Source organism: Streptomyces sp. NPDC088746, from assembly GCF_044751065.1.
In the GTDB taxonomy this organism is placed as follows: Bacteria; Actinomycetota; Actinomycetes; order Streptomycetales; family Streptomycetaceae; genus Streptomyces.
Genome location: NZ_JBIVLA010000004.1, coordinates 725954 through 749945, shown reverse-complemented (window position 1 = coordinate 749945; position 23992 = coordinate 725954). Strand labels below are relative to the sequence as shown.

At 70.7% G+C, this 23992-nt stretch carries 13 protein-coding genes; 9 read left to right on the top strand and 4 right to left on the bottom strand.

Annotated features, from left to right (window positions below; all coding sequences use genetic code 11):
• Positions 1-156 precede the first annotated feature (156 nt).
• Entirely contained in the window at positions 157-1575 is a 1419-nt protein-coding gene (locus ACIP63_RS22290; protein ID WP_401518173.1) for an alkyl sulfatase dimerization domain-containing protein, read from the top strand.
• Positions 1572-2918 carry an MFS transporter gene (locus tag ACIP63_RS22285; RefSeq protein WP_401518170.1) on the top strand — a complete coding sequence of 449 codons (1347 nt, stop codon included), beginning with the start codon at positions 1572-1574 and terminating at the stop codon, positions 2916-2918. Before ACIP63_RS22290 ends, ACIP63_RS22285 begins: the two co-directional genes overlap by 4 nt.
• A 110-nt stretch (positions 2919-3028) precedes the next feature.
• Here ACIP63_RS22285 and ACIP63_RS22280 read toward each other — a convergent pair whose 3' ends face one another.
• The gene (locus tag ACIP63_RS22280; RefSeq protein ID WP_401518168.1) at positions 3029-4711 is read right to left on the bottom strand and encodes a SulP family inorganic anion transporter; all 1683 of its coding nucleotides are present in this window, start codon (positions 4709-4711) and stop codon (positions 3029-3031) included.
• A gap of 258 nt (positions 4712-4969) precedes the next feature.
• On the opposite strand from ACIP63_RS22280, the gene ACIP63_RS22275 reads away from it, so the two are divergent.
• Genes ACIP63_RS22275 through ACIP63_RS22265 form a run of 3 tightly spaced genes read left to right on the top strand, consistent with a single transcriptional unit; the run spans position 4970 to position 8337 of the window.
• On the top strand, positions 4970-6301 hold the full coding sequence (locus ACIP63_RS22275; protein WP_401518165.1) for a DUF1254 domain-containing protein: 1332 nt from the start codon (positions 4970-4972) through the stop codon (positions 6299-6301).
• Complete coding sequence (locus ACIP63_RS22270) at positions 6298-7650, top strand: DUF1254 domain-containing protein (RefSeq protein WP_401518162.1); 1353 nt, start codon at positions 6298-6300, stop codon at positions 7648-7650. Before ACIP63_RS22275 ends, ACIP63_RS22270 begins: the two co-directional genes overlap by 4 nt.
• Positions 7651-7656: 6 nt before the next feature.
• The gene (locus ACIP63_RS22265) at positions 7657-8337 is read left to right on the top strand and encodes a GAP family protein (protein ID WP_401518159.1); all 681 of its coding nucleotides are present in this window, start codon (positions 7657-7659) and stop codon (positions 8335-8337) included.
• Positions 8338-8380: 43 nt separating this feature from the next.
• On the opposite strand, the gene ACIP63_RS22260 is transcribed toward ACIP63_RS22265, so the two are convergent.
• The 3 genes from ACIP63_RS22260 to ACIP63_RS22250 form a co-directional block, all read right to left on the bottom strand.
• On the bottom strand, positions 8381-11647 hold the full coding sequence (locus ACIP63_RS22260; protein WP_401518158.1) for an ATP-binding protein: 3267 nt from the start codon (positions 11645-11647) through the stop codon (positions 8381-8383).
• Between the two features lie 160 nt (positions 11648-11807).
• On the bottom strand, positions 11808-14672 hold the full coding sequence (locus tag ACIP63_RS22255) for an FG-GAP repeat domain-containing protein (protein WP_401518156.1): 2865 nt from the start codon (positions 14670-14672) through the stop codon (positions 11808-11810).
• Positions 14669-17245 (bottom strand): S8 family serine peptidase, encoded by a 2577-nt coding sequence (locus ACIP63_RS22250; RefSeq protein ID WP_401518153.1) that lies wholly within the window; start codon positions 17243-17245, stop codon positions 14669-14671. Before ACIP63_RS22250 ends, ACIP63_RS22255 begins: the two co-directional genes overlap by 4 nt.
• Before the next feature lie 547 nt (positions 17246-17792).
• Between ACIP63_RS22250 and ACIP63_RS22245 the strand changes: the two genes are divergently transcribed.
• The 4 genes from ACIP63_RS22245 (at position 17793) to ACIP63_RS22230 (ending at position 23986) form a co-directional block, all read left to right on the top strand.
• Entirely contained in the window at positions 17793-18086 is a 294-nt protein-coding gene (locus ACIP63_RS22245) for a hypothetical protein (protein ID WP_401518150.1), read from the top strand.
• Between the two features lie 766 nt (positions 18087-18852).
• Entirely contained in the window at positions 18853-20154 is a 1302-nt protein-coding gene (locus ACIP63_RS22240; RefSeq protein WP_401518147.1) for a cytochrome P450, read from the top strand.
• On the top strand, positions 20151-23240 hold the full coding sequence (locus ACIP63_RS22235) for an amino acid adenylation domain-containing protein (protein WP_401518144.1): 3090 nt from the start codon (positions 20151-20153) through the stop codon (positions 23238-23240). Before ACIP63_RS22240 ends, ACIP63_RS22235 begins: the two co-directional genes overlap by 4 nt.
• Complete coding sequence (locus tag ACIP63_RS22230) at positions 23237-23986, top strand: thioesterase II family protein (protein WP_401518141.1); 750 nt, start codon at positions 23237-23239, stop codon at positions 23984-23986. The genes ACIP63_RS22235 and ACIP63_RS22230 overlap by 4 nt, the downstream gene beginning before the upstream one ends.
• Positions 23987-23992 lie beyond the last annotated feature (6 nt).

Below are 23992 nucleotides of genomic sequence, written 5' to 3'. Positions count from 1 at the left end.
GTGAGGGCTGTGATCCGTCACAGTCTACGCGGCGATCGATTGTGAAAGCGGCGGATGTCCCGCCGGCAGGCCGCGACGCAGACTCTATGGAGATCGGCGGGCCACCGCAGGGGGCGGGGAGGGTGGCCCCAGCGTGAGTTTGAGGAGCCGGACATTATGACGGAACACAATTCCAGCGGTTACATGGCGTACGCGGACCGGGTCTGGTCTGGCGAGGCGTCGCTACTGGCCCACTTCACGGGGGAGTTCGCCGGTGGCGGTCTTGTCCAGGTCGGTGAGCGGACCGGGTTCTTCCCCGCCTTCGCGAACGTGGCGGTCTTCGACACCGGGAACGGACTGGTGCTGATCGACTCGGGCGACTTCCGTACCGCCGCCCAGCTGCACGAGTCGGTGCGCGGTCACTCATCGGCTCCGGTGAGCGCGGTGGTGTACACCCACGGCCATGTGGATCACGTCTTCGGCGTGGGGCCCTTCGACAGGGAGGCCGCAGAGGCCGGGACGGCACGTCCTGAGGTTGTCGCGCACGAGGCGGTGGCGGCGCGTTTCGACCGCTACCGCGAGACGGCGGGGTACAACACGTGGGTCAACCGGCGGCAGTTCGGTGTGCCCTCCCTGCAGTGGCCGACGGAGTACCGCTACCCGGACACGACCTACCGCGACCGGCTGTCCCTGCGCAGGGGAGAGCTGACCTTCGAGCTGGTGCACGCCCGCGGTGAGACGGACGACCACACCTACGTGTGGATCCCGGAGCTGAAGACCCTGTGCACGGGCGACCTGTTCATCTGGAACTCGCCGAACGCCGGCAACCCCCAGAAGGTGCAGCGCTACCCGGTGGAATGGGCGCGGGCGCTGCGCGACATGCAGGACCTCGGAGCCGAGGTGCTGCTCCCCGGGCACGGTGTGCCGATCCTCGGCTCCGACCGCATCCGGCAGGCACTCGGCGACACGGCCGAGCTCCTCGAATCCCTGTGCACCCAGACGCGCGATCTGATGAACGCCGGCGCGCGCCTCGACGAGGTGCTGCACGGCGTGAAGGTCCCGCCGGGCCTCTTGGAGAAGCCGTATCTGCACCCGGCGTACGACGAGCCGGAGTTCGTCGTCCGGAACCTGTGGCGCCTGTGGGGCGGCTGGTACGACCAGAACCCGGCGAACCTCAAGCCGGCCCCCGAAGCGGTGCTGGCCGCCGAACTCGCCGACGCGGCCGGCGGTGCGCGGGTGCTGGCGGACCGGGCCGAGCGGCTGCTCGGTCGCGGGGAACTGCGGCTGGCCACGCACCTGGCCGAGACCGCCGCGCTGGCCGCGCCGGACGACCGTGACGTGGCCCGGATCCGGGCCGAGGTCTTCGCCCGCCGGGCCGTGGGCGAGACCTCGACGATGGCGCGCGGCGTCTTCAACTGGGCAGCTGCCGAATCCGCCGCCGTCGCCGCGGGCACGGACGTCGCCACCGAACTGACACGCAGTGACGAGGGGCGACGGCGGGCCGCCGGAGCGATCAGCGTGGGCGTCGTCGACGACGACAGCTGCGGATGCGGCGCTCCCGCGGACGCCGGTGCCGAGCAAGAGGTGCGACCGTGAGAGCAGTCACTGCCGCAGCGCCGCGTACGGGCCCGGCAGACCCGGCACCCGCCGGCCGGCAGGCATGGACGACCACCTGGCTGCTGTTGGCCTTCATGGTGGTGAACTTCGCCGACAAGGCCGTCCTTGGGCTCGCCGGGCCGGAGATCATGAGGGAATTCGGTCTGAGCCGCCAGGAGTTCGGCACGGCCCAGGCCGCCTTCTTCAGCCTCTTCTCGCTGTCCGCACTGGGAGTCTCGTTCCTGACCCGCAAGGTGCGCACATCTGTGCTGCTCCTGGCGATGGGCCTGCTGTGGTCGGCCACCCAGCTGCCGATGCTCTGGGGCGCGGCGGGCTTCGGGATGCTGATCGCGACGAGGGTGCTGCTCGGTATCGCCGAGGGCCCCGCGGCACCCGTGGCGGTCCACCATGTGCACGGCTGGTTCGAGCAGCGGGAGCGCACCCTGCCGACGGCGATCCTCATGGTGGGCGCGGCGGCGGGGGTCGCGGTGGCAGCGCCCACGCTGGGAGCGGTGATCTCCCACTTCGGCTGGCGCTGGGCTTTCGGTGCGGCGGGCATCGCGGGTCTGCTGTGGGCGGCGGTCTGGGCGGTCAAGGGCAAGGAAGGGCCGCTGGCTCCACCGGTCGGCCGTGAAGCACGCGCAGCGGACGCCGGATCCGGGGCCGCAGAGGTACCGCTGCGGGCTGTCTTCCTCTCCGGCACGTTCATCACTGCGGCTTTGGGCGCGTTCGCGGCCTACTGGGTGATGAGCGCCAAACTCACCTGGCTGCCGGACTATTTCCAGACGGTGGTGGGCTGGGACCTCGGGCAGGCCAGTGCGGCGGTCGGCGGAGCTGCCGTGGCCAACGGCGTGGTCCTGCTGGCGCACGGTCTGCTGGCCCGCCGGGCTGCCCGGCGCGGCACCGGAGGCAGGCTGCCCGAAGGCGCCGGTGCCGGTCTGCTGCTGGTGGCCTCGGCGGGTGCGGTGACCGTGTTCGCCACCGTCGACGCCCTGTGGATCAAGGTCCCGATGATGTTCGGCCCCATGGCGGTCGCCCTGGTCATGATCACTGTCGCGCAGACGGCGATCGCGAGGATCACGCCGCCTTCCCAGCGAGGTGTCGTCCTCGGGGCCCTCGTGGCGGTCTTCGCACTGGGCGGCGTGGTGTCGCCCCTGGTCCTCGGCTGGATCGTGGACAGCGCGGCGACAGCGACGTCCGGCTACGAGAACGGCTGGCTCGTCACGGCCGCCCTGCTGCTGATCACCGGCATCCTGGCAGCCCTGTTCATGCGCCCGGAACGGGACGCACGGCGCCTCGGCGTCCCGGAATTCGCCTCCACCGGCGTTGCGGTCAGCCACTGAGAGGCGCCCTGCCACGCCCGACAGCGGTGGGCAGGGCGCGCGGCGATCGAGCTGGGGACGGGACGCCCAGGGTGATGACGGCGGATGAGCCCGAGGCGCAGGTCCACGCCTCACACCGGTCCGCCGGTCGCCGCCGAGGCGGCGTCGTCCACGGTGAGGTGGCGGCCGCGCGGGCCGAGGCGGTCGGCCAGGGCGTGCCGGGTCAGGTCGTGTTCGGCGCGTGCCCGAACGTGAGCCAGGTGCAGGGCGATGTTCTTCCTGGCCAGTTCCTCTCGCAGCTCGTCGAGTGCGTCGAGGACGGGGATCCCGAGGCGGTAGCTGCCGGTCAGATCCAGGACGACGGCTCGCGGAGGAGGAGTGGTGCGCTCGACCTGGTCGCGGACGGCGAGGCGGACGCGGTTGACGTTGCCGAAGAACAGGCTTCCGTCGGGCCGCACGGCGAGTACGCCGGGGATCGTTGCGGCGTCCGGGTGCTGTGCCGTGTCGGCGTACAGACGGGTTCCGGGCAGGCGCCCGAGGACGGCGACGTTGCGGTGGCTCGCCGCGGCGATGAACAGGACGAGGGAGAGCGCCACGGCGAGGAGCAGTCCGGGCAGCAGGTCGAAGAGCAACACCCCGATCAGTGCGGTAAGCGCAACCCACAGACTGCGCCGGTCGTGGGCCGCGTAACGCCGCAGTTCGCCCACCCTCATGAAGCCGCGTACGGCGACGATCACGATGGCGCCCAGGACCGGTTCGGGCAGGTCGGTGAAGAGCGGGGTGAGGAAGGCCCCGGTCAGCAGGATCAGGGCCGCGGCGATCAGGGACACCATGGGGGTACGGGCGCCCGCACCGGTTGCCGCGGCGCTGCGCGACGCGCTGCCCGAGACGACGAAGCCCCGGACCAGGCCGACGGCGATGTTGCTGAGGCCGACCGCGGTCATCTCCCGGTCGGCGTCGACCTCCTGGCCGTGCTCGCGGGCGAAGCGGTTGGCGATGCTGAACGCTTCGGCGAAGACCACCAGGGCGACGCCGAGCGCACCCGCGGCCAGGGCGATCCAGTCCTCGGCCGGGATGCCCGGCAGATGCGGAACCGGGACGGCCGAGGGGATCTTGCCGACGACGTCCACGCCATGGTCCGCCAGGCCCAGCGCCGCGGACAGGACGAGTCCCAGGACGAGCACGATCAGCGCGGCGGGGAGGCGGGGTACGAACCGTTCGAACAGGAACAGCAGCGCCAGTGCGGCCGCTCCGACGCCGAGTGTGGCGAGCGACCAGTCGGGCGCCCTGCTCAGGAGGGTCCACAGTCGCTCGAAGAAGTTGCCGTCCCCGCTGGAGACGCCGACGAGTTTGGCGCCCTGGCGGACGACGATGGTCAGGGCCATCCCGAACAGGAAGCCGACCAGGGCGGGTTCGGCGAGGAAATTGGTGATGAACCCGAGGCGGGCGATGCCGGCGACCAGCAGTACCACTCCGACGATGACCGCGAGGGCGGCCGACAGGCCGACGGCGTCCTTGGGGTCGCCGCTGATCTCGGATACCGCTGCCGCCGACAGGACCGCTGCCGCGGACGTCGCTCCGATGATCAGGAAGTTGGACCGCCCGAACAGCGCGTACACCAGCAGAGCCACCGGGGCGGCGTAGAACGCGTTCTGCGGAGGCACGCCGGCGATCTGCGCGTACGCGACACTCTCCGGGACGATCAGGGCCCACGCCGTGAGTGCCCCGAGCATGTCGCCCCGCAGCATGCCCTTGCGGTAGTTCCCCAGCCAGTCGGCCACCGGCAGGTTCCGTCGGTCCTGCCCGCCGCTCATGTGGACACCCCCGGAAGATCGTTCGTCGCTTGCCCCATGGCTGGCTCCCTCCGACCCGGCGTCCCGTTCATTACGCCTTCTCGTCCGGCCGGGCGCGCACGCGGTAACCCGAACAGGTGAACCGTCGATCCGATTACCTGCGGCAGCGCCACATGAGGCGGTGCGCGGCAGTCCGTGGCCCGACGGGGTGCGGATGCGTAGTGACCCGTCACATGGCATTTTGGGACAGAATGTGAGCTATGGGTGAGGAGGGGGGACGTGCCCGAGGTGAGTGTCGACGAGGCGCGGAAGGCCGCGGCAGAGGGCTGGATCTGGGGATTCGCGCTCCTGGAGAACTACCGAACGATGTACCCCCAGGCGATCGACCCGGAGGACCCCCGGTACGTAGGAGGGTTCGGGCGGTTCAGGCACTACTCGGAGCCGTTCACTCCGGCCAACACGGACGTGGTGACGCCGAACAACGACACCCCGTACTCCTGGGCGTGGCTCGACCTGCGGGCCGAGCCGTGGGTGGTGTCGGTACCGGCCGTGGACCGGTACTACGTGCTGCCGCTGCACGACCTGGATACCTCGTACGTGGGATACATCGGTGCCCGTACGACCGGCCCGGAGGCGGGTGACCATCTGGTCGCCGGGCCCGGCTGGGACGGTGAAGTCCCCCAGGGCATCGCGGGCGTGCTGAGGGCCGATACCTTCCTCGTCGGGATCCTGGGCCGTACGTACCTGGCCGGCCCCGATGACGTACCGGCCCTGCGGGAAATCCAGGCGGGGTACCGGCTGCGCCCCTTGTCGGAGTTCACCGGCTCGGCCGCGTCGCACCCGGTCGACGAGCCGGTGTGGCCGGTCTGGCGGGAGGAGGACCTCGGCACCGTCGAGTTCTTCACCCTGCTGGACTTCCTGCTCCAGTTCTTTCCCGTACTCGACAGCGAACGCGCGCTGCGGGACCGGCTCGCCGCGTCGCTCGGGGTCACGGGCAGCGGCGAGTTCGAGCCCGCCGGGCTGACCCCCGAGATCCGCGCCGCGGTCGAGCAGGGCATCGCGGACGCCCGCGCCCGGCTCGACGAGGCGAAGAAGGACGCGGCCGACTCCACCCACTGGTTCGGCACCCGTGCCGACGGCGGCACCGACTATCTGACCCGGGCGGTCGGCGTCGACAAGGGCCTGTACGGTCTGCCGGCCGCCGAGGCGTGGTACGCGGGCTGGGTCCAGGACGACCTGGGCAACCGGCCGCCGGACGCCGCGACGCACGACCACGTCATCCACTTCGCTCATGGGGCGCTGCCGCCGGCACGGTATTTCTGGTCGGCGACCATCTACCGGCTGCCCGAGCGGCTGCTGGTCGACAACCCCATCGGCCGGTACTCGATCGGCGACCGTACCCCCGGCCTGGTCCACGACGACGACGGCGGCCTGACCCTCTACGTGAGCAAGGACCCGCCGCAGGACCCGAAGCGGGCCGCCAACTGGCTGCCTGCTCCCGACGGCCCCTTCACCATCGCCATTCGCGTCTACGGCCCCGAGGCTTCGGTCCTAGACGGCTCCTGGACGCTGCCCGCCCTGAGCGCCGACGCCCGAAGGAGCCAGCCGTGACCAGCAGGACCGAAAGCCTTGCCGGCCTGGCCGCAGACGCGTACGTCTACGGCTTCCCACTCGTCTTCGACGTGTCGATGATCTCCGCGTTCATGCACAAGGGCTTCGGTTCACTGCCGCCCACCCCGTTCAACCGGTTCGGGCACTCCACGAAACTGGCGACCCCGGACGCCCACTTCGTCTCGGTGAACAACGACACCGTCTACTCGATCGCCCAGGTCGACATCTCCGGCGGTCCGGTCCTGCTTCACGTCCCGGATACCGTCGGCGCGTACTACGTCCTGCAGTTCGTGGACGTGTGGAGCAACAACTTCGCGTACCTGGGACAGCGCGCCACCGGGACGGAAGCAGGTGACTGGCTCGTCGTCCCGCCCGGCTGGTCGGGCACCGCGCCCGACGGCGTGCGTGGGGTGATCGACGCCCCGACCTCGGTGATCTCGATCGTCGGCCGCAACGCCTGCGACGGCCCCGAGGACATGCCCCGGGTGCAGGCCCTGCAACAGCAGCTCACGCTCACCGTGCTCGACCCGGCCAGTCACCGCACGGGTCTGCCGGCGCCGGATCCCGACGTGCCCGAGGAGCTGCGTTTCTTCGAGCGGCTGCGGGTCTGGATGGCGGGTTTCCCGCCCTCCGCACCGGACCAGGACCACCAGGAACGCTTTCAGCCGCTGGGCCTCCTCGAAGAGGGTCCCTCGCCGTACGTGAACGCCGACCCCGCCCTCGTCAAGGCGCTCACCGAAGGGGCCGCGGCAGGGAAGGCGCGCGTCGAGGCCGCGTCGAATCCGCCCGCCGACGGTGCACGCCCGCCGGGTGCCTGGGAGATGAACCCCCACTTGTTCGACTACAACCTCGACCACTACGGGATCGGGACGATCGACTCGCCGCAGTGGCGGATCACCGACCGGGAGGCGTCCTACCTGGTGCGGGCGGCCGCGGCGCGTGCCGCGCTCTGGGGCAACCACGGCTACGAGGCGGTGTACGCGCACACCTTCACCGACGCCGACGGCAAGCAGCTCAACGGCGCCCGGTCCTACTCCCTGCGCTTCGAGCAGCCACCTCCCGTCGAGTCGTTCTGGTCGGTGACCATGTACGACACCCCCGACTACTACCTCGTCGACAACCCGGTCGGCCGGTACTCGCTCGGCGACCGCACTCCTGGCCTGGTGTACGGCGAGGACGGCTCGCTGACCGTCGTCATCCAGCGGGAGCGGCCGGACGACCGGGAAGGAGCGGCGAACTGGCTGCCCGCCCCGGCCGGGGACTTCCGGCCCATGATCCGCCTGTACACGCCAGGGCAGTCCGTCCTCGACGGGACCTACCAGTTGCCGCCCATCGTAGCGAGGGGGTGACGAGCCATGGGAGACGCCATCGGCCAGATGCTTGCTTCCGCGGTGGGCATCGCGATCAGCCCCCTGCCGCTGATCGCAGTGATCCTCATGCTGGCCACGCCCAAAGGGCGGGGTAACGGCATCGCCTTCACGGCGGGCTGGGTGGTCTCGCTCGCCGCCCTCGTCACGGTGGTCGTTCTCGCCGGTTCAGGCGGCGACGCCTCGGGCGGCGACGACGGCCCGGCCTCCTGGACGCTGTGGCTGAAGCTGGGGCTGGGCGTGCTGTTCCTTCTCATGGGCGTCAAGCAGTGGAGGGGTCGGCCGAGGGAGGGGCACGAGGCCGAGTCTCCCGGCTGGATGAAGGCGATCGACAGCTTCACTCCGGGGAAGGCAGCCGGCCTGGCCGCCGTTCTGGCCGTCGCCAACCCCAAGAACCTCGTCCTCGCCGTCGGCGGCGCGGTCTCCATCGCCTCCAGCACAGCCTCGGCCGGAGGCAAGACGGTCGCCGCCGTCCTCATGGTTCTGATCGCATCGCTGTGCACCGCGCTGCCGCTCGGCGTGTACCTCCTGGGCGGTGCGACGTCGACGAAGGTGCTCGGAGAATGGAAGGCGTGGATGGCCGCCCACAACGCGGCCATCATGACGACTGTCCTGGTCATCCTTGGCGCCAAGTACATCGGAGACTCGATCAGTGGGCTGGCGGGCTGAGTTCCGCGGGGACTCCGAACGTGTCTGTGCCGGGGAGAAGCCGCTATGAGCCGAACCGTAGACTGCGGGCCTGGGCAACCCTGAGTGTGCCTGCCGGGTAGGGGAGTCGGGCGCAGAGGGCTGCGGCTCTGTCGAACTCCTCCCCGGCTTCCCGCCACCGCCCCAGGGCCATGAGTGCGGCGGCGTGCACCGTGCGGGCCTCCGTCTCCGAGAGGCGTTCGCCGGTGCGTTCCGCGCGGGCCGTCTCCGCGGCGGCCCGGTGCGCTGCCCGGTCCGGGTGGCCCGACAGGAGCTCCGCCCACGCCACCAGATGGGCGGCGCCCGGGCCCGTGCCGTCCGCAAGCAGGGTCAGTGTCTCCTCGGGCCGGCCGTCACGCACCAGCAGTTCGGCCTGTGCGGTGCGCACCTCGTGCGTCGCCTGCCGGTCCGCTTGCGCTCCGGCCACCTCCGCGGCCCGCGCCAGCAGTTCGGAGCCACCCGGCTCACCGGTTCTGACGCGCACCCGGGCCAGCGCGGCGAGGGCGTACGGGGTGCACCACTCGTCATGCTCGCCCGTGTCCCGCACCGCCGCCTCCGCATGCTCCCGTGCCATGTCGAACTCCATGAGCAACAGGTGCAGTTCGGCCAGGTTGGCGCGCTCGAAGGCGACGGCCGTCGGGTCCCCGGTGTGCTCCGCGAGTCGCAGCGCCCGCTGCCCCGTCGAGACCGCCTCGGCGAGGCGGCCCGAGCGGCGGGCATGCTCCCGGAGCACCGAGAGGATGTTGACGAGCAGATCCTGATCGCCGTACGCCTCCGCGTGCGGCAGCGCCAGATCGGCGGCGGGGCGTGCCTCGGCCAGTCTTCCGGCCAGCCCCAGCGACGTGGCCTGGAGCCCCAGTGCCCGGGCCAGCAGCCCGCGCCGTCCGCTGCCGGGAATGGCGCCGGCGGCCGTCTGTGCGGTGCACGCCGAGGCGTGCGCCTCCTCGTACCGCCCACTGACGAACTGGATCACTCCCGCCGCCAGATGGTGGTTCGCCGTGGTCAGCGGCGGTGTCCGCGGCTGCGGCGGGTAGGTGCGCAGGAGCTCCTCACCCTCGTCGGTCGAGCGGTACTTCACGAGGACTTCGGCCAGCCGGGCGGCGGCCAGCACCTGCCCGTCCCGGTCGCCCCGCCTGACCATGTCGTCCAGCGCCTCGCGCAGCACGTCGACCGCTTCCCGGTAGCGTGCCATCCGGCGCAGTACGGCACCCCGGTCGATCCGGGCCATCGCCGCGTCGGCGGCCAACGCGTCGAGCCGGGCTGTCAGTTCGGCGTAGTAGCGGTCGGCCGTGTCGTTGGCGCAGACGGCGGCGGCCCGCTCGGCGGCCTGCCGCAGATACCGGGTGGCCCGCGGGTCGTCCGCGCGCGTCAGATGCGAGGCCAGGGTGTCGAGCGCGTCGGGCCTGCGCCGCAGAACGGCTTCCGCGTACGCCGAGTGCAGCTGTCTGCGGCGGGCGGCCGACAATCCGTCGTAGCAAGTGAGCCGTACCAGCGGATGCCGGAAGACGAGCCCGGGCAGGGGCTGTCCGCCGACCACCACCGGCCGTTCCTCCACCACCGAGGCCAGCACCGCCCCGTCCACGGCGTCCGTCGCCTCGGCGGCGGAGAGCGGCGGGTGCAGTCCGTGGGCGGCGACATCCATGACCTCGGACAGGGCGGCGGCGCCTCCCGCCACCGATATCGCCTCGACCACACGCCGCGCCGCGGGCCCGAGCCGGGCCAGTCGCGCCCGAACAAGCTGGCGTACGCCCTCCGGGGCGCTGAGCTCGGCCGGGTCGGTGCCCTCGTCGACGGTACGGGCCAGTTCCAGGGCGAAGAGGGGATTGCCGAGCGACAGTTCCCAGACCCGGTCGAGCCCGGTCCGCGCGCCCGCGTCCTCGGCGACGGCCAGACACTCCGCACGTCCGAGCCGACCCACCTCCACTGGTTGCGCGAGCCCTTGGCGTACCAGGATGTCCAGCGCGGTGCGCCGCGGGTCCGTGGCGTCCAGCTCCTCCGCGCGGTACGTCACGGCGAACCGCCAGCTCGTCCCCGTGGTCAACGCGCGCCGGGCCAGATGACTCAGCAGCTGGTACGAGCCGGTGTCGGCGGCGTGCAGATCGTCCAGCACGAGCAGGACGGGAGCGGTCGCCGCGAGATCGCCCAGCAGCCCGGCCGCGGCGCGGAACAAGCGGTCGCGCTCCTCCTCCGGACTGCGTTCCGCACCTGCCCCGATCTGCCCCAGCGAGGGCAGCAAAGAGGCGAGTTCGTGGTACTCGCCGCCGATTCTCGCCCGCTCGGCGGACGGCCGGTCGGCGAGCCAGGCGTCCAGAGCCTCGACGAAGACGCCGTACGGGGTGTGCCCCTCGGCGTCGTGGCCCGCGCCCCACAGCACGGTCGCCCCGGCCTCGGCCGCTCGCAGGGCCGCCTCCGCCGTCAGTCGCGTCTTGCCCACGCCGGCCTCGCCGCCGATCAGCCGCACGGGTGGCCCGTCGGTGGCGAGTAGCAAGCCCAGCTCATCGGCCCTGCCGCGCAGCGGGGGACCGGGCGGGGTGCGGATCGCGGCGGGCAGCACAGGGGCGGACCGGGCGGGCAGCACGGCCGAGGTGGCGTCCAGCGCGAGCAGATGCAGTCGCTCGGTGGCGGGGCCGGGGCGTACGCCGAGTTCGGCGTCGAGTGCTTCCCGGCACAGGTGGTACTGGCGCACGGCCTGTCGGCGCAGCCCCTGGCGCAGGTAGGCGTCGACCAGGACCCGGTGCGCGCGCTCCTCGGCGGGCGCGGCGGCCAGGGCGCGCAGCGCCACCTCGGTGGCCAGCTCGGTCTCGCCCTCCGTCAGGTGGGCCTCGGCGAGTGCGAGCCGCACGCGGTCGCGGAGCAGGCTCAGCTGCTCGCGCCGGGCCTCGGCCCAGGGCGCGTAACGGTCCTCCGGCAGCAGCTCACCGGTGAACGCGGCGAGCGCGGCGGCCAGCGCGTCGGCCGAGCCCCTGGCCAGCGCGCGTTCGGCGAGAGTCTCGGCCACATCGGCGTCGATCACCACGGTCCGCGGATCGAGCCGCAGCAGGGTGCCCTCGCCGGTCAGATAGGACGAGGAGGCGCGGGGCGCCAGCTCCGGCTCGATGGCCCGGCGGGCGGCGTGCAGCGCGACCCGCAGACTGCCGAGCGCCGCCTGGGCGTCGGCGTCCGGCCAGCAGATCTCCATCGCCTGCTCACGGTGGAGGCTGTGACCGGGGGAGACGGCGAGCAGTTTGACGAGGGCGCGGGCGCTGGGGCGGGGCCACTTGTCGGCGAGGGGGGCGCCAGAGTCTCGTTCCACTCTGAATCCACCGAAAAGGTGCACGCGGAGCAAAGGTGGGCCGTCCGGGGCGCTCGGTGCCGTTTCGTACGGATGTGCTGCTGCCATGAGAGCAGCCACTTTAACCACCGAAACCGTGCCCTTGGCCAGGGCACGGTTTCGGCGGAATGGGTGGTACCGGTCAGGAGCTGGTCAGCTTCGCGACGACCAGACCGTGGAGGCCGATGTCCTCCACCCGGTAGCGGGCACCGGAGAGCTCAAGTTTCTGGTCGTGGCCGACCACATCCAGCGTGAGGCCGATGACCTCGTCGACACCGTCACCGTCGAGGTCGGCGGCGATGACGTCGCGGGTTGCGTAGGCGTCCACCTTGGCCAGCGGATTCGGGTAGTTGCCGCCTGCGGTGAGTACCACCGGGTCGTAGACGTAGAAGCCGTTCGCATGGCCGCCGATCAGCAGCCGCCGACCGCTGGGGCCGGTCGCGAAGGCCCCGCTGTGGGTCTCCGGCAGTGTGAAGATCCGGTGGTCTGTGCCGCCCGCCGCGTAGGTCCGGAAGGAGGCCGTGCCGACCAGCAGCAGTCCCTCGTCGCCGGTGAAGTAGTGGCCCAGGGTGTTGAAGCCGCCGGCCTCGGCCGAGTGCAGCACCTCGCCGGTCCGGCCGTCGCGGATCTCCACGAGGGTCGCCGGGCCGACCGCGTTCTGCACGGTCCACGTCATCACCATCGCGTGGCCGTCCCCGTACGGGATCCCGGTGGAGGCGAAGACGCCCTTCTCCAGCTGCGCACCGTAGATCTTCGGGTCGGCGCCCGTGAATTCCGGGTCGGCGGTCCAGGCGACGGTGCCCTTGGCCGCGTTCAACGCCACGCCGTTGGTGACGATGTCGGCGTGCTCCAGTGTGCCGACCGTGTTGTACGTCCCGAAGACCTTGCCGTCGGCGACCGCCAGATCCGAGAAGTTCACCGGGGCACCTTCGGGGGCGTACTCCCACAGCTTGCGTCCGGTGCCGCTGTAGGCGCGGACCTTGTCGGTCGGAACCAGTACCTCGGCCCGGCCGTCGTCGTTGATGTCGGCGCCGGTGACGCTGCGCACGAACGTCCCGCCACCGGCCATGCCTGCCAGCGTGCGGCCGTCACGCGCGGCGAGCACGACCGCTTCGGTCTCCGCCGCGACCAGGATCTCGGGCTTCCCGTCGCCCGTGGTGTCGGCGAGCTCGATCCCGTACACCCGGCCGGGCATGGTCTGCTGCCACAGCAGCTTCGGCTTGCCTGCCACCATGGACGGGCCGTCATAGGCCCAGATGCCGTGGGACTCACCGCCCGCCACGACGTCCTTGATGCCGTCGCCGTTGACATCGACGGCCTGCGCGAAGGACAGATCGCCCTGCACCGGGCTGAGGGCGGCCTGCTTGCCGCTGCGCACCCGGTACGAGCGGATGTTCTGGTCGAGGTCGACGGTACGGGCGTACCAGTCGCCGTCCGTCTGGAACGGCTGGGTGTAGACGGGAGAGGCCACCGCACCGGAGTGGTCCCAGCGGACCTTCCCGTCGCGGCCGGCGAGCGCGGTGATCCGGCCGAAGCGGGAGCCCCCGGTGTTGGCGGCGGTCTCCTTGCCCTCGGTGACGAGGAGGTTGGCGAGCACCCGGCCGTCCACGATCTTCAGACCGAAGGCGGAGGGGCCGTCCTTGGAGTTGCCCTCCTCGCGCTTGACCGTGTGCGACCACAGCTCGGTCGCGCCGTCGCCTCCGTCCAGCGCGCGCACGGTGGTGGCGTTGACCCACAGGTTCTCGTCCAGGGTGTCCTCGCTGACCGTGTACTCCGGCTTGCCGTTCCCGCGCAGATCGCCGACCTCGATGCGGAGCGCCAAGGCGTTGACGCGGGTGTCGAGCGTGGAGCGGCTGCCGTCGCGTACGTCGTACACGGCGAGTTCGTACTTCAGCCCGTCCGTGTAGTCCGCCTCCTCCAGCGCGAGGACGCGCTTGCGGGAGGCGTCGTACCGCAGCTGGCGCGAGTAGAGCGAGCTGTCGGCCTGCCAGAGGACCCGGCCGTCCGTGGAGTCGATCACCAGGGTCTTGCTCGAAGACGCCGAGGTCGCCGTCTTCCGCGTGTTCCGGGAGACTGCGAACAGCCCGCCGCCGAGCTGCTCGACAGCGCCCCAGGTGCCCGCGGGCGCCCCGCTGTCGTACGTCCAGGTGCTGCTCGGGGTGAGCTTGCCGTCCCCGTACGAGAACCGGATGGCCTGGAGGGCGGCGTTGGCACCGGCCGGAGCCGTGCGGTTGCCGACCGGCTGGTCGGCGACGATCAGGGTGCCGTCGATCACCGACACCTGCTGGGCGTCCGCGTAGAGCTTGCTCCACAGCGTCTTGCCGGTCTTCCCGTCGAGGACGGTGACGAAGGTGCCGGTGCTGAGGGTGGATCCGGGCGAGGTGAAGGCGCGGGACGGCTTGACGCCGACCTCGGCCGTGAACGCCACATCGGCGACACCGTCACCGGTCAGATCGCCCGTAGCGTAGCCGTGCTCGGCGCTGTCGGTGAACGGGCTGACCGCGTTGAAGCCCATCGTGATCCGGGCCGGGCCCGGCTCCACCTGGTACGCACGGACCGGCTTGACCTGCCAGTCCGTGTACAGCGAGGCGTTGTCGCGCCTCCACAGCTGCTTGCCGTCCGCGGTGAACGCGGCCACATTGCCGAGGCTGTGAAGCACGGCGTAGCCGCCCTTGGTGCCGGCCAGCTCGGTGGTGGCCGCCATGCCGCGCGCGGTCTCCAGGCTCGTCGCGGCCTTGGCCGAGAGGGTGCCCGTCGTGCCGGCGTCGGCGGTGGCTCGTCCGTCCGTGGCTTCCGCCGTGACCCCGGCGCTCTTGACCTCGGTGTCGGCCGTCGCGTACGGGTCCGCCTGGATCCGCTCCTGAAGGGTCTGTACCTGCGCGGCGGTCAGCTTGCGGGGAGTGGCGTCGGAGTCGGCCTGGGCCGCGCCCGGCAGTACGCCGAGCGTGAGACCGGCCGCGACCAGCGCGGAGGCGAGCTGGAGCGCCCGCCGGGAGTTGGGGGTCATGACGTCGCCTTCGTGGTGATGCGGATGGCGGACAGGTCGGTGAGGACCGCCTCGTTGAAGGAGTACTGAAGGGCATCCGTACCGGCTTGGTTCTCGATGCCGATCGTCGCCTTGGCGCCCGTCTCGGGGGAGGAAGCGGCGATGCCCTGGTACTGGAGCGTGATCGCGCCGGTCGCCTCGTCGAAGAGCACCTCGAAGGTCACCCGGCTCGACGGGGCGGAGACGAAGGCCGCGTTCTCCCAGACGATCGCGAAGGTGCGGTGACCCGTGGTACCGGTGGTCGCCGTCTTCACGCGTGCCCTGGAGTCGATCGTGAGGTCGTCCCAGAGCGCGGCGATGACGCCGTTGGGCTTACCGGCCGAGGGAAGCGCCGTGTTGGTGTAGTCACCGAGGCGCGGCTCCAGGAAGTTCACCAGGCCGTTGGTGGTGACGTTCGCGGTGGTGTAGGGGACCCCGTAGAGCGAGACCGGGAAGGGCAGCTTGACGGCCGTGGCGTTCTCGTCACCGGCCAGCGCGAGCGTGGTGGTGCCCTTGACCCACTTGTAGGAGGCGGGGGCACAGCTGTTGCCCGCGGCGTCGGTACGGTTCGGCAGTCCGGCCGTCACCGTCTCATCCCCGTCGATCGTGACCGGGCTCTTGAAGACGCCGTTGCACAGGACGGGAGCGGCGGGCGTGGCAGTCAGGGAGAAGGAGCCCTCGGCGACCGACGGGAAGCGGAAGATGCCCTTCGAGTCGCTGGTGACGGTGTCGAGCGGCGCGTCCACGAAGCGCACCATGGCGCCAGGCAGGGGCTTGCCGGTGACATCGAGGACAGTGCCGGAGACCGTGTGGACCGGAACCGCGTCGAGCGCGACGTTCTTGGTGACGTGCTCGCCGGTGGCGACGGTGAAGCCCTGCTGGGTGGTGGTCGCGTAGCCGTAACCACTGACCTCGACCGTGTAGGTGTCCGCGTTCAGGTTCAGCTTGTACGTGCCGTCGGCGGCCGTCGTCACCGAGCGCTCGGCCGTGCCCGCCTGGGCCTTGACCGTCATGCCGGAGAGCGGCTTACCGGTGGCCTTGTCCGCCACGGTGCCGGTCACCGTGGCCGCGCTGCGCGGGGCCGCGTCGACCGAGGCGAGGATGTCGAGCTTGCCCTCGCCCCACACGTTGTTCATGTCGGCCGAGCCACCGCAGTGGGTGTCGTCGACATCGATCGCGCCGTCGTTCAGGATGGCCCGGGTCTCGTCGATCTTGCCGATCAGCGAGGGGGCGGCGGACCACAGCAGGGCGACGGCGCCCGCGACGTGCGGGGTCGCCATCGACGTACCGTTGATGGCCTTGTACGTGCTGCCCGGCCACGTGGAGCGGATGTTGACGCCCGGTGCGGAGATGTTCGGCTTGGCCGAGCCGTCGACCAGCGAGGGGCCGAAGCCGGAGAAGTTCGCGATCTTCCCGTTCACGTCGTACGCGCCGACGCCGTACGACGGGGCCTGCGAGCCCGGGGCGTGCGCGGTGGAGCAGGTCGTGCCGTTGCCGTCGTTGCCCGCGGCGAACGCCTCGAAGATCCCGGCCGCGTTCCACGCCTCGACGATGTCCTGGTAGAAGGTCGTGTCACCGCCGCCCCAGGAGTTGTTGACGATGTCCGGGGCCAGCTCGGGCTTCGGGTTGAGACCGTTGTGGTCGGTCGGCGCGAGGATCCACTGACCGGCCGCGAGCAGCGCGGAGTCGGAGCAGCTGCTGGACTCGCAGCCCTTGGCGGCGATCCACTGCGCGCCCGGAGCGACGCCGACACCGTCGGCGCCGACCATGGTGCCCATGGTGTGCGTGCCGTGGCCGTTGTTGTCGCAGGGGTTCCCAGCGGTGCCGCACTGGCCCGTCGGGTCGTACCAGTTGTAGTCGTGGCTGAAGGTGCCGTTGCCCAGGTTGCCCCGGTAGTTGCCGACCAGAGCCGGGTGGTCGTACTGCACGCCCGAGTCGATGTTCGCGATGACGATGCTCTCGCCGCGGTCGTCGTACTGGGACCAGACCTGATCGGCCTTGACGTCCTTGATGCCCCATTCGGGGTCGGCGGTGGTGTTGGGCGACGGGCCGGCGACGGCCGTCTGCTCCACCTCGTCGAGCTTGTAGACGCGCTCCTGGCGGATGCTCTCCACATCACCGCGTGCGGCGAGCTCGGCGACCAACTGCTCGTCACCGGTCACCTTGAGGGCGTTGGCGATCCAGTACGGCTCATAGCCGACCTCGGCCTTGTCCAGGTAGGACCGGATCGATGTCTGGCTGCGGGCCGCCTCCTTGCGCAGCGAGGCGAAGGCCGACTTCGCCTTGTCCTCGTGGGTGCGCTTGTCACGCGCGGCGGAGAGATCCGCCTGCTTTTTCAGCGTGACGAAGAAGGTCGACTCCTTGCCCTTCCCGACGGTGTCGAGAACGGCGGCGTCGACCTGGACGTTGTTGCCGAAGGCGCTGCCGGGCCGGGCCTTCTCAGCGCTGTTCGGCTGCGCGAAGGCGGGGGCAGGCCCGGTGAGGACAGCCGCGGTGATCGCGGCCGCCGCCGCCCACGTGGCAGTTGTGCGCCACGAGGATCGGGGCAGGTACATGGGAGTGCTCCTCCATGGCCGGTACGGGGTCGCCTTCCCCACCGCCCCGGACACCGGGGGTAGGGGAGCGGACTTTTCCGCGACGCTAGGAGGAGGCCGTTACTGGAGCATTACCGGGCAGGGATGCCCTGTGGACCTGCACGTCGTCGACGACAGTGGACGGAGGCGCCCGACCGGGCGGTGGCGGGGTTCTGAGGGCGTGTTGCCCATCCATCACCTGATGGTGTGAAGCCGTGCAACCTTGCGCGGCCTGCGCCGTCACTTCCTCCTTACAGGGGGTAGGCCCACCAGCTGCTGTCAGCGGAGTTCCCACCAGCCTTTGACGGTCAGGTTCGGGTGCTCCGCGCCCCGTGTCCCCTTTGCGGCTCAGCGACTGTTCCGTGGTCGGGAAAGGGTGCCTTCGAACGGTGCACTCCGCCGACGCGGAGGGGGCGACGCGTAGGCCACCCCGTCACGGACGTGGATCGGGTTCACCTCTGCTCGCGCACCCTTTGGTCTGATGCTGATCGCAGCCGGTTCACCTCCGCGCGAGCGGAGGTGAACCGGTGTGGCTCGGCGTGGACAACTTCATGCACGGCGGTACGGGACCCTACGGAATGACCTCGGGGGGAGAGGCGTTCTCGCCGGAGTGCTGCGGTCACTGCCTGCCCTGACCGCCATCGCCTGCTCTACCCCGGCCAGCTATCTGCGGCTTGCACCCTCGGCCTGGGCCGGCGTCTACCGCTGCTGGGGCTGGGAGAACCGGGAGGCAGCGCCGCGGTTCGTCACGAAGACGGTCGGCACCGCATCGCACTGCGCGAACGCCGAACTCAAGTGCTTCGACCAAGCAGACAACCCCTAAGGGTGGTGGGCTCGGTCATCGCCGCCGGCCTGGCAGGATGCGAGGAAACCTTGTACCTTCCTGAGCAATTCCCCAACGTCCCTGCCTACGCGGACCCCGAGGACCTCAAGCGGCGCGGCATCGAACGCCCCCGGCCACCTGGCGGAAGCTGCGGGCACCTCGAGGGTTCGCCGGTGCTGCGCAAGGCGATGGGGGACCACCTGTTCGGCGCTGTACTCGCCGTTCGCTTACGGAGGGCAGGCGCTTCGACGGCCATCCGGAGGGCCGCCCGCCTCGAAAAGGCATTGCAGCTGCGTGGTGATCACCACCAAGGACGTCTGACCACATCCACGGCTCGGTGCCTTCGCCATGCGCATCTACTCCCCGCGAGCATAAGCTGCCGATATGGAATGGAGGAGGAAATCCCCATGCAGAACGTGACCGCGGTACGGCCGAAGCGGGAATCGGGTGCCGAGAGGGCTCTTTCTTTCCCGGATTCCGCGGAGAAGGCACGGAGATTGTGCGTTGTTGTCGGCGGTTGTGCCGGACGACACGAGACGGCGGCTCTGTTGTCCGGGACCGAAGGAACCTCTTCACCGTCGTCCCGTAACACACCCTCGAAGACCCCGCCCTGCAGGAGATGTGCCGCTTCGGCTCTCGACCGGCTCACGGGGGAGGCCATCGGACCGAACACGGCTCAAGGTCTGAGTTTCGTTTCCCGGCGGGATCTTTGCTGTCGGCTGCAAGTGACGCGGTCACTTGATTCATGTCGGAGGAGAGCTGACCCATGCACATATCCTCTGAAAATTCCGCGGTGAAGAACGCTCCCGTACCCGATCTTTCCGATCCCCACTATTTCGGTGCCGGGGATCCCCACCCGGTATGGGCGCGGATGCGAGCCGAGGACCGGGTCCACCGCCAGTGCCCCATGGGTGGCAAGCCGGAATTCTGGGCGGCGACGGGGTACGCGGACGTCTCCAGGGTCCTCTCCCGGCACGGCGAGTTCACGGCCTCGCGGGGAAACATCCTGACCACGCTGGGACGGACGGACATCGCCGGCGGTAAAATGCTGGCGGTCACCGACCCGCCGCTGCACAAGCGGCTCAAGGAGCCCCTCGTCCCGCATCTGGGGCGGCAGGCCGTCGCCGCCTTTGAGCCCCGGCTGAGGGAGTTGTCCCGGCGTCTCCTCTCCCTCAGCGCGCGTCAGGACACCTGGGACTTCGCCGCCCAGGCCGCGTTCTACCCCATCGCGATGGCGGGGCTCCTGCTCGGCATCCCGGAAGCCTCCTGGCACCGGCTCAAGCACTTCACCTACGCGGCCGTGGCCGAGTCGGACCCGGACTACGCCGGCACCGGCGACAGCCGCGCCGCGGTGCTGAGCCGTGCCCACTCCGAGATCTTTCTGCATTTCCACACGGAGCTCACCCGCCCCGGCCGGGCGGACGCGGACGACCTTATCGGCGCACTTCTGCGCGCCACCACGCCGCACGGTGAACCACTGAGCCACGAGGAAGTGCTCCTCAACGTCTACAGCCTGCTCATCGGGGCGACCGTCACCACCTCCCACGCGGCGAGCGCGGGACTGCTCGCCCTGCTGGAGAACCCCGACGAACACACGCACTGGCTCGAGAGCGGCGACACCGCCTCCCTGGTGGAGGAGATCCTGCGCTGGTCCTCGCCCGCCAACCACGCGCTGCGCCACACCACCGGGGAGATTCGTCTGAACGACACGGTCATCGGCGCCGGCAGTCCGGTCACCGCCTGGCTGGGCTCGGCCAATCGCGACGAGAGCGTGTTCCCCGACCCCTTCCGGTTTCGCGTGGACCGCTCCCCAAACCGGCACATCGCGTTCGGGGTGGGTGCGCACCGCTGCGTCGGAGCCCACCTGGCCCGTCTCGCGCTGACCGTGTTGTTCGAGGAGATCGGCAGGAACTTCGAGCGGGTCGAACTCGCCGGAGAACCCCGCCATCTGCACTCCACGTTCATCGCGGGCGTCAAGAGCCTTCCCGTGCGGACGGTACTGCGACCCGAAGGCGCGGCATTGCGGAGTTTTCAACCGCTCGGCGACACCACCGGAGGAGCGCTGTGACAACCTCGGCACACCCGGCCTGCGGGCCCTTCGGCCCCGGGCCCCGCCCGGGGGCGCACCCCTCCCACCACGTGGTGCGGTGCCTGCGGATCGAGGGGGTGTTCGACCCTGACACCGCGCATGGTGCGCTTCGGCTCCTGACCGAGCGGCACGCCGTGCTGCGTACCGTGCTGGAACCCGCCCCGGCGGGGCTCGTACCTACTCCCGCGAGCGAGGTGCGCGCCGATTTCCAGGCGGCATGCGTGTCAAGGGAGGACGCGATCGAGCATGCGGTGCGAGCGGCAGCCGAGCCTTTCGACCTCGCTCACGGACCCCTGCTGCGGCTCCGCGCTCTGCGGATCACCGACCGGGAGTGGCTCCTGCTGGCCGTCGCTCACCGCCTGGCGCTGGACCCCGCGACGCTGGACGCATTCATCGCCGAGCACGCGCTTGCCTACACGGCGGCCCGGCGGAACACGGCAGTCATGGACACCGCCGTCGCCGACACCACGGAGGCGGCGTCCGTCTGGCCCACCGCCGACGAGGTCACCGCCACCCTGGAGTACTGGCGCCGGCGGTTGGCGGACCTCCCCGTGCTCGACCTGCCGACGGACCTGCCGCGCCCGTCCCGCCCCTCACGCACCGGCGCTGTGGAGCGCTTCACTCTCGAAGCCGGGCTCACGGACCGGCTGCGCGCCCTGTCAGGCGAGTCCGGCGGCCACAGCGCTCTGTACGCCGGCGTGGCGGTGTTGCTCGCCCGTCTCACCGGCCAGCGCGCCATACCGCTCCTGCTTGCGGTGCCGTCCACCGTCGTCCCGGGCACCCGTATCGGCCGACCTGAGACCGATGTCGTCCTGATCATCCAGCTGGAGGGCACGGAGACGTTCCAGGAGCTGGCCGGGCGTATTGAAGCCGAACTGGGCCAGGCCCGCACGCACGCCGCCGCACTGCCGCCCGGCTCGCTGGCCGACACGGCTGACGGCTGCGGAGATTCCGGTCGCCGGCCGGTGCCCGTCAGGTGCGCCGCGCGAACCTCACCCGCCCCCGCCGCGTTCCCCGAGTACGACGGGGTGAGGGGCACCCCCGTCCCTGTGCACCCGGGCACGTCGGCCCGGGACCTCTCCTTCACCTTCGACCTGCGCGACGGAACTACGCACGGGGTCCTGGAGTACGACACCGGCCTGTTCGAGCCGGTCACCGCACGACGGATGCCGCGCAGACTGGCGTGTCTGCTGGCCGCGGCCGCGGAGAACCCGCAGGCACAGGTCACCGCACTGCCCGTTCTTCCGCCCGAGGAACGCGAGTTCGTGGTGTCCGAGTGGAACCGCACGGCGCGGGACTTCCCCCGCGACCGCACCACCGCGTCCCTCTTCGAGGAACAGGTCCGCCGCGACCCTGATGCGATCGCCGTGGTGCACGAGGACCTTGAGCTCACCTACGGCGCACTGAACACACGAGCGAACCGGCTGGCCCACCGCCTGATCGACCTGGGTGTGGGACCCGACGTCCGCGTCGGCCTGTGCCTGTCCCCGTCCGTCGACATGATGGTGTCCCTGCTGGGCATCCTCAAGGCCGGCGGCGCCTACCTGCCGCTCGATCCCGAGCATCCCGCGCAGCGGCTCGCCCATGTGGTCCAGGACGCCGGCGCCCGGGCCGTCCTCACCGACACCGCGCATGCGCGCACGTTCGCCGCTACCTCCGCCCAGGTCCTGTGCCTCGACGCACCGGATCCCACGGCGGCCGGCTGGCCGGCGACCGATCCCAGGGTGCCGAGCACCGCCGAGCACCTCGCCTACGTCATCTACACCTCAGGTTCCACCGGGACCCCCAAGGGCGTCGCCGTCACCCACCGAGCACTGAGCCGACTGGTCAAGAACGCCGACTACGCGCGGTTCGGGCCGGGCGAGGTGCACCTCCAGCTCTCGCCTCTCACCTTCGACGCCTCGCTGCTGGAACTGTGGGGTTCGCTGCTGAACGGCGGCACCCTGGTCCTGCCCCCGTCAGGGCTGCCCTTTCCCGACCGGCTGAAGGCCTCACTGCAACGTCACCGCATCACGACCTTGCTGCTCATCTCCCCCCAACTTCACGTCGCAGCCGAGCAGTTCCCCGAGGAGCTCGCACGGGTCGGGCAACTGCTCGTAGGAGGTGACGTGCTCTCGCCCGCCAGTGCGGCGCACCTGCTGCCGTACCTGGACGACACACGGTTCCTGCACGTCTACGGGCCCACGGAATGCACTCTCTTCGCCACCTGGAAGCCGATCGAGGCCAAGGACACCGAGCGGCCCACCATCCCCATCGGCCGCCCCCTCGCCAATACTCAGGCGTATGTCCTCGACCAGGACCTCTCGCCCCTGCCCGTCGGCGTCGTCGGCGGTCTGTGGCTCGGCGGCGACGGGCTGGCCCGGGAGTACCTGGGCCGTCCCGACCTCACTGGCGAACATTTTCTGCCAGACCCCTTCGGCCCGCCCGACAGCCGGATCTACCGCACCGGTGACCTGGCACGCTGGCTGGCGGACGGAAACCTCGAATTCTGCGGCCGCTCCGACGACCAGGCGAAGATCCGGGGCTACCGGATCGAACTCGGAGAGGTGGACGCGGCCTTGGCCGCACATCCCGGTGTCCAGGCCGTGGCCACGGTTGTCCGCGACGACGCGCCCGGCGGGCGGGCCCTGGTCGCCTACATGGTGGGCGACGCCTGTATCGGCGACGCAGACCTACGGGAGCACCTGGGCTCCCGTGTGCCGTCGTACATGATCCCGGCCACCTTCGTCCGACTGGACCAGCTTCCCTTGACCGCGAACGGAAAGGTCGACCGGAAGGCCCTGCCGACGCCGGAGTTCGGAAGAACGTCACGCCAACAGGGTGAGCCGCGCACCCCGCTGGAAGACTCGGTGCTGGCCGTCATCGCCGAGACACTCGGGCTCGATGACGTCGGCCCGCACGACGACTTCTTCGAACTGGGCGGCAACTCCCTGCTGATGGTGGACCTGTTCTCCCGCCTCGAAAAGCTGCGGCCCGACAGCGGCCTGGGCCTCACCGACCTGCTGGATCACCGTACGGGGCGTCGGATCAGCGCACTCCTGCAAGCCTGCGGAGCAGACGCGTGATATCCGGCCCGACGCCCTGGCTGCTAGCTCCCCCAGCCGACGGTGCGGCCGAGGAGCGACTGTTCTGCTTCCCCCACGCGGGAGCCGGGGCGAGCGTCTTCGGCCACTGGCGCGCTCGTATGCCGGACTCGGTGGATCTGTTCCCGGTGCAGCTGCCCGGACGGGAGAACCGCTCGTCCGACCCGATGCCGGACACCCTCGAAGAGCTCACCGAGCAGACAGCCGAGGCGTTGCTGCCATATCTGCGCACGCCGTACGTGCTGCTGGGGCACAGCTTCGGCGGGCTGCTCGCTTACGCGTTGGCCCGACGGCTGCACGAACAGGGGCACCCCCTGCCTCGCAGGCTACTGATCTCCGGCACCCGGCCCCCGCACCTGGCGGCCACGACGTCGTATCACACCCTGTCCCACGACGGGCTTCTCGGCTTCCTGCGCGAGATCAACGCGGTACATGACGTCCTCCTGGAGCACGAGGAGTTCGTGCGTCGGCTGCTGCACGTCCTGCGTACAGACCTGCGGATCGCCGCCGAGTACATGCCGGGCACGGCCACGCCCCTGCCCTGCGACATCCAGGCCTTCGCAGCGGCGGACGATCCCGTGGTCCCGGCCGGTCTGATGGAGCACTGGCGGGACTACACCGTCAGCGAGTTCAGCGTCAGCCGGGCGCCCGGCGGCCACCACACGGTCTACGACGTGTCCGGCGGTCTGTTCGCCGCGATCGTGCGGTCGGGGCTGGCCCGATCCTGAAGGCTC